The following is a 5086-nucleotide window of genomic DNA, read 5'->3' on the forward strand; positions in this document are numbered from 1 at the left end:
CGCGGCGTCCGCACCGCACCCCGCCCTCGGGCCGGGCAACGGCCCCGGCGCGGGAGCGACCCCCGTCCCGGCCGCGCTGGAGCGCGCGCCGCAGCCGGACACGGCCGACCTCGAGCAGCTCGTCGCCCAGGTGCGCGGCAGCGGCCTGCGGGTCTCGCTCGTGCGCGTCGGCCAGGCGCGCACGCTCCCGCCGGGCGCGGGCCTGACGGTGTACCGCGTGTGCCAGGAGGCGCTGACGAACGTCCTCAAGCACGCGGGGCCCGACCCGACGGTCACGGTCGTCGTGCGCTGGGGTGCGACGACCCTCGACCTCGAGGTGGAGGACGACGGCCGCGGCGCGTCCGCCGGAGCCACGCAGACCGGGCCGCAGGGACCGGGGGGCTTCGGGCTGCTCGGCATGCGCGAGCGCGCGGCCCTCTTCGGCGGCACCGTGAGCGTCGGACCGCGCGCGGGCGGCGGGTTCCGCGTCCACCTGGCGCTCCCGGTCCCCGCCGCCCCGGCCGCGCCCCCCGTCCCCCCGCCTCCGCCGCCACCGACCCGACCCCTCGCGCCGACCGACAGGACACCATGACCGACGCCGTGCCCCTCCCCCCGAGCCCTCTCGTCCCCGGCGCCGCCGCGGGCGGTCCCGTGCGCATCGCGCTGGTCGACGACCAGCAGCTCGTGCGCGCCGGGTTCCGCATGGTCATCGACTCCCAGCCCGACCTCGAGGTCGTGGTCGAGGCCGGCGACGGCCTCCAGGCGCTGCGGCTGCTCGCGGACCACGCCGTCGACGTCGTGCTCATGGACGTGCGCATGCCCAACCTCGACGGCCTGCAGACCACCGCGCGGCTCACGGCGGCGGCCGCCGACGGCGGGTACGCGCCCAAGGTCATCGTCCTGACGACGTTCGACCTCGACGAGTACGTGCTCGAGGCCATCCGGTCGGGCGCGAGCGGCTTCCTGCTCAAGGACGCGCCGCCCGAGGAGATGCTCGCCGCGATTCGCACGGTTCACCGCGGGGACGCCGTCATCGCGCCGTCCTCGACGCGCCGCCTGCTCGAGCACCTCGTCACGGCCCTGCCCGTCGAGCAGGTCGAGGACTCGCCCGCGCACTCCGCCGTCGCGGGCCTCACCGAGCGCGAGCGCGAGGTGCTCGTGCTCATGGCGCGCGGGCGGTCCAACACCGAGATCGCGACGGAGCTGTTCGTCGCCGAGGCCACGGTCAAGACGCACGTCGGCCGCATCCTCGCCAAGCTGGGCGCGCGCGACCGCGTCCAGGCCGTCGTGACGGCGTACGAGACCGGGCTGGTCCGGCCCGGCTCCTGAGCCCGACGGGCGTCGTGGGTGCGACGTCCGGCCTCCGGGCCGGCCGTCGTGCCCGGTCGGGCGAGCCGTCGGTCTGACGACGCGCTCCCGAGGCGTACGACCACGGGATGACGGCCCGCCCGCACGGACCCCACCGCCGCCGGACGCGACGACGAGGTCGCGGTCCGTAGCGTCGTGGACGATCGCCCGGGCGCCTCCCGGGCGGACACCGACACACACGACGACCACCAGGAGATGACGTGGACACGACCGTGCACCGCCCCGCCGAGCCCGCACCCGATGGCGGTCCCGGAGCCGGGACGGCCGGGCCGCCCGCCGTGCGCGCCCGGGCGCTGCGCAAGACCTACGGCACGGGCGAGGCCGCGGTGCACGCGCTCGACGGCGTCGACGTGGACTTCGCGCGCGGCCACTTCACGGCCATCATGGGCCCGTCCGGCTCGGGCAAGTCCACGCTGATGCACCTGCTCGCCGGCCTCGACTCCGCCACCAGCGGGCACGCGTTCATCGGCGACACCGACGTGACGCGCCTGAACGACAACGCGCTGACGCAGCTGCGCCGCGACCGCGTCGGCTTCGTGTTCCAGTCGTTCAACCTGCTGCCGATGTTCACGGCGGAGCAGAACATCACGCTGCCGGTCGAGCTCGCGGGCGGCACCGTGGACCGTGCGTGGTTCGACACGCTCGTGAGCACGCTGGGCCTCCAGCAGCGACTGACGCACCGCCCGAGCGAGCTGTCCGGCGGTCAGCAGCAGCGCGTCGCGATCGCGCGCGCCCTCATCGCCGCCCCGGAGGTCGTCTTCGCCGACGAGCCGACGGGCAACCTCGACTCGCGCGCGGGCGCGGAGGTGCTGAGCTTCCTGCGCCGCAGCGTCCGCGAGCTCGGCCGCACCATCATCATGGTCACGCACGACCCGGGCGCCGCGGCGTACGCGGACCGCGTCGTGCTCATCGCCGACGGCCGCATCGCGGGCGACATCGCCGACCCGACGCCCGAGTCCGTCCTCGCGGGCCTCGACGCGCTGCGCACGCTCGACGTGGCCGACGGCGCCACGGCCGCCGGGGCGGTGCGCGCCTGATGCTCCGCCTCACCCTGGCGCAGATGCGCCGCAGCATCGGCCGCCTCGTCGCGGCCGGCGTCGCGATCGTCATCGGGACGGCCTTCGTCGCCGCGACGCTCATCGCGGGCAACGTCATCACGCAGACCACCAACGACTCCATCGCGGCGCAGTACGCGGACGCCGACCTCGTCGTCTCCGCGCCGGCCGACCTCACGGACGCGGACGTCGCCGCCCTCTCGGGCGTCGACGGCGTGGAGGCGCTCGAGCCCGTCCACCTGACCTACCTCGACCTGCAGAACGGCGCCAAGCGCGTCTTCCAGATGGGGATCCCCACGCCGTCGGACCCGCGCTTCGAGGCGCTCGACGTCGTGGAGGGCTCCTTCCCGAGCGCGCCCGGCCAGGTGGCGCTCCCCGAGGACGTGGCCGAGCGCCTCGGCGTCGCCGTCGGCGACACGGTGACGAGCTCGCGCAACGTCTGGGACGCGGACGCCCCGGACGGCGAGACGTACGAGGAGGTCCACGACGAGCTGACCGTCGTCGGGACCACCGACGACCCGTACGGCGCCTACGCGCCGATGGGCGGCGCCGCGGTCGTGGCGCCCGAGGACGTCGCCGCGTGGGAGGACGCGCAGGCGACGCCCGACGACGTGGCGCGCACCTACTCCGCCGTGATGGTCGGGCTCGCGCCCGGCACCGACCTGGAGACCGCGCGGGCCGCGCTCGTCGCGCAGGGCCCGGACGACGCGGAGGCCGAGACGCCCGACGAGCACGCGCAGGACGTGGCCCGCCAGCTGACCGGCGACCGGGACGTGTTCACGTTCGTCATCCTCGGGTTCGCCGCCGTCGCGCTCCTCGTGGCCGCGCTCGTCATCGCGAACACCTTCCAGGTGCTCGTCGCCCAGCGCACGCGCACCCTCGCGCTGCTGCGCGCCGTCGGCGCGAACAAGCGCCAGCTCGCGCGGTCGGTGCTCACCGAGGCGACGATCCTCGGCGTCGTCTCGTCGGTCGGCGGCATCGTGCTGGGCAGCCTGCTGACGCAGGTGGCGCTGATGGTCGCCCGCGGTGCCGACCTCGGCGTCCCGGTCCCCGCGACGATCGCCGTCACCCCGGCGGTGGTGCTCGTGCCGCTGCTCGTCGGTACCGCGGTCACGGTCGTCGCCTCGCTCGCACCGGCCCGTGCCGCGACCCGCGTCGCGCCGCTCGAGGCGCTGCGTCCGGCCGACGCACCCACCGTGGCGCGTGGCGGGGGTCGGTTCCGCCTCGTCCTCGCGTCCCTCCTCACGCTCGGCGGCGCCGGACTGCTCGCGGGGGCCATCGCCCTCGGCATCGCCGGCAGCCCCGAGGTCGGGATCCTCGTCGGCGTCGCGGGCGGCGCCCTGTCGTTCGTCGGGATCCTCGTGGGCGCCGTGTTCTGGTTGCCGAAGGTCGTCGGTCTCGTCGGGCGCCTGCTCGCCGGCACGGGGTCGACGGCGCGTCTCGCCACCGCGAACACCCTGCGCAACCCGCGCCGCACCACGGCGACGAGCACGGCCCTGCTCATCGGCGTCACGCTCGTCGCGATGATGTCGACCGGTGCCGCGAGCGCCCGCACGAGCCTCGACTCGGCGCTCGACGACCAGTACCCGGTCGACGTGCTCGTCGCGACGGACCTCTACGGGTCGTCGGGCGACGCGGTGCCGGACGAGACCGTGCGCGCCGTGTCGGGCGTGGACGGCGTGGCGCGGGTCGTCGAGCTCACGGGCACGGTCGTGACGCTGCCGGACGGCGACGTCGTCGACGTGCACGGCGTGAACCCGGACCAGGCGCGCGACGTCGTGCGGTCGCCGGAGGGTCTCGAGGGGTTCGCCGAGGGCACCCTGATGGTGCCGGAGTCCGCCGCGGAGTCGTACGGGGTGTCCGACGGCGACCGGCTCGAGCTCACGGGCCCGTCCGGTGACGCCCTCGAGGTCACGGCCGGTGTCGGCGCCGTGGGCGGCGGGTGGCTCCTGTCCACCGCGGACGTGCAGGTGCTCGACCCGGAGGCGGTCGTGTCCCGGCTGTGGGTGGGTCTCGACGACCCGCAGCAGGCGACCACGGTCGTGCCGGCGCTGCAGGACTCGATCGTCGAGACCGAGGTCCCCGTCGAGGTCTCGGGCGCCGCGGTCGAGCGCGCGATCATGCAAAACGTCATCGACACGGTGCTCGGCGTCATCGTGGGGCTCCTCGCGGTGGCCGTCGTCATCGCCCTCATCGGCGTGGCGAACACGCTGTCGCTGTCGGTGATCGAGCGGCGCCGCGAGTCCGCGACGCTGCGCGCGATCGGGCTCAGCCGCTCGCAGCTGCGGTGGATGCTCGCGATCGAGGGCATGCTCATCGCGGGGGTCGGCGCGCTGCTCGGCATCGTGCTCGGCCTGCTCTACGGGTGGGCCGGGTCGGTCGCGGCGCTGAGCATCATGGGCGACGTGTCGCTCACGGTGCCGTGGCGCGACATCGCGCTCGTGCTCGTCGTCGCCCTCGTGGCCGGGCTCGTGGCCTCCGTGGTCCCGGGCCGGACGGCCGCGCGGACGTCGCCCGTCGCGGCGCTCGCCGTGGACTGACGCCCGGCCGGCTCCGCGTGCGCCCGAGGTAGGTCGCGTTGGACTGGCGCAGCAGCTCGTCGCGCAGCTCGTCGATCTCGCCGGCGAGGGCCTCGCGGGCCTCGGGCGACGCCGTGTCGGACGCGCCCTGGAGCACGAGGTCGC

Annotated in this window: 4 protein-coding genes; all 4 read left to right on the forward strand. The window is 75.6% G+C overall.

What is annotated here, in order from left to right; all coding sequences use genetic code 11:
• The coding region (locus JZ5iCDA_RS15495; RefSeq protein ID WP_253182123.1) for a sensor histidine kinase at positions 1 to 571 on the forward strand (571 nt) is incomplete at its 5' end.
• A complete protein-coding gene (locus tag JZ5iCDA_RS15500) occupies positions 568 to 1308 on the forward strand; it encodes a response regulator (protein WP_069387967.1) in 741 nt (246 codons plus the stop codon). The genes JZ5iCDA_RS15495 and JZ5iCDA_RS15500, both read left to right, overlap by 4 nt.
• A 239-nt stretch (positions 1309 to 1547) precedes the next feature.
• Positions 1548 to 2384, forward strand: a complete 837-nt coding sequence (locus JZ5iCDA_RS15505; protein WP_069387968.1) for an ABC transporter ATP-binding protein — start codon at positions 1548 to 1550, stop codon at positions 2382 to 2384.
• A complete protein-coding gene (locus JZ5iCDA_RS15510) occupies positions 2384 to 4942 on the forward strand; it encodes an ABC transporter permease (protein WP_069387969.1) in 2559 nt (852 codons plus the stop codon). The genes JZ5iCDA_RS15505 and JZ5iCDA_RS15510 overlap by 1 nt, the downstream gene beginning before the upstream one ends.
• The last annotated feature ends 144 nt before the right edge of the window (positions 4943 to 5086 follow it).

This window comes from Cellulosimicrobium cellulans (genome assembly GCF_001722485.1).
Classification (GTDB): Bacteria; Actinomycetota; Actinomycetes; order Actinomycetales; family Cellulomonadaceae; genus Cellulosimicrobium; species Cellulosimicrobium cellulans_A.